Source organism: Rhodoferax sp. UBA5149 (assembly GCF_002413825.1).
Classification (GTDB): domain Bacteria; phylum Pseudomonadota; class Gammaproteobacteria; order Burkholderiales; family Burkholderiaceae_C; genus Rhodoferax.
The window spans coordinates 5,049-6,384 of the sequence record NZ_DHXT01000210.1 but is presented as its reverse complement, the minus strand read 5'-3'; the positions used below and the strand labels follow the sequence as shown (position 1 = coordinate 6,384).

At 57.6% G+C, this 1,336-nt stretch carries 3 protein-coding genes; 1 reads left to right on the top strand and 2 read right to left on the bottom strand.

What is annotated here, in order from left to right:
* On the bottom strand, positions 1-419 hold a 419-nt coding region (locus tag B3V69_RS19000; protein WP_296448822.1), incomplete at its 3' end, for a MerR family transcriptional regulator.
* Between the two features lie 23 nt (positions 420-442).
* A complete protein-coding gene (locus B3V69_RS18995) occupies positions 443-739 on the bottom strand; it encodes an SCP2 sterol-binding domain-containing protein (protein WP_296448819.1) in 297 nt (98 codons plus the stop codon).
* Positions 740-905: 166 nt separating this feature from the next.
* Here B3V69_RS18995 and B3V69_RS18990 point away from each other — a divergent pair.
* Positions 906-1,336: carboxyl transferase domain-containing protein (locus tag B3V69_RS18990; protein WP_296448818.1), on the top strand; the 431-nt coding region annotated here is incomplete at its 3' end.

Genomic DNA, 1,336 nt, shown 5'->3' with positions numbered 1-1,336 from the left:
TTTTGTTCCAGCTCTTGAATGGCGGTATCGGTGCGATCAATGACGTAACTCAATTGTTGCGAGCGACCTTCGCCATGATCGCCATACAGGTCAAGATAGCGTTTGATTTCTGACAGCGGTGACCCGATGTCTTTGGCCCGAAGAATCAGGGCCAGCCGGGCCCGGTCACGCCGTGTGTAGACGCGGGCGCCATTGACGCGCCGGGGCGCAAGCAGGCCCTTGTCTTCATAAAAGCGCAGGGCGCGCAAGGTGATGCCGAATTCCTTGCACAACTCGGTAATGCCGAAGAGATCGGAGGTTCCCTCGTCGCGATGGGAGTCGACAAAAGCTTGCGCGTCGGTCGGGGTAGGCACACTGGCTGCGCTGACCGGCTTGCTGCGCGCTCGCGGCGTCTTGGCGGGGGAAGAATTTGACGCCACGTTTTGTACCCGGACCGTGAAAATCAGATGACGCGCTGCAGACGCATGGCGACGCTCATGTCACCGGTCACCTTGAGTTTTCCCATCATGAATCCGGTGGCCGGTTCGAGATCGCCCGCCAGCATGGCGTTCAGGTTTTCGAGCGTGATGCCGACCGTGCATTCGGCATCGGTGGTGTCGTTGCTCACGGTGTTGGGCGTGGATTTTGCGTCGATGTAAATGACGCCCTCCGCGCCGCAGTCAAATTTGAGGGTGGCGGCCAGTCCGCTGTCGGTGCCGACTTTGGTGCGAATGGCTTCGGTGCAGGCTTGGAGGTCCATGGTATTCCTTGTAAAAAAGCAGGTATCAAATGCGGCTGCATTGACTGCGGCTGGATCGTAGCAGCGCTGCATGACGTGAAGTATAGGAGAAATACCTATACGAAATCTGGTTGACGTTAAGGTTACCATAACGTCTAATGCGGAGCAATCAAGAGGATTACATCCAATGCCAGTCATCCGTTCAAAGGTCAACGTTAAATCCGACGCGTTTGGCGTCAATGCGCAGCGCATGCGTGAATTGCTCTCGGAAGTCCAGCGCCTTGAGCAGATGGTGATTGCCGAGTCCGAATCCAAGCGCGACAAGTTTGAAAAACGCGGCCAGTTGCTGCCGCGTGAACGTGTGGCACGCCTGTTGGATCGTGGTTCGCCGTTCCTGGAGCTCAGTCGCCTGGCCGGACTCAACATGCACGATGACGATGGCAAAAAATCGGTGCTTGGTGGGGGCTCCATCGTTGGCATTGGCGTGGTGGCGGGCAAGCGTTGCCTGATTTCCGCGAGCGACAGTGCAGTCAAAGGGGGCACGGTGGCACCGATGGGGCTGCGCAAGGCATTGCGGGCGCAGGAGATTGCGCGTGAGAACAAATTGCCGGTGATCTA

Excerpts from the sequence above, each read along its gene's own strand:
- B3V69_RS18995 (WP_296448819.1), bottom strand. The coding sequence starts at position 739 with ATGGACCTCCAAGCCTGCACCGAAGCCATTCGCACCAAAGTCGGCACC.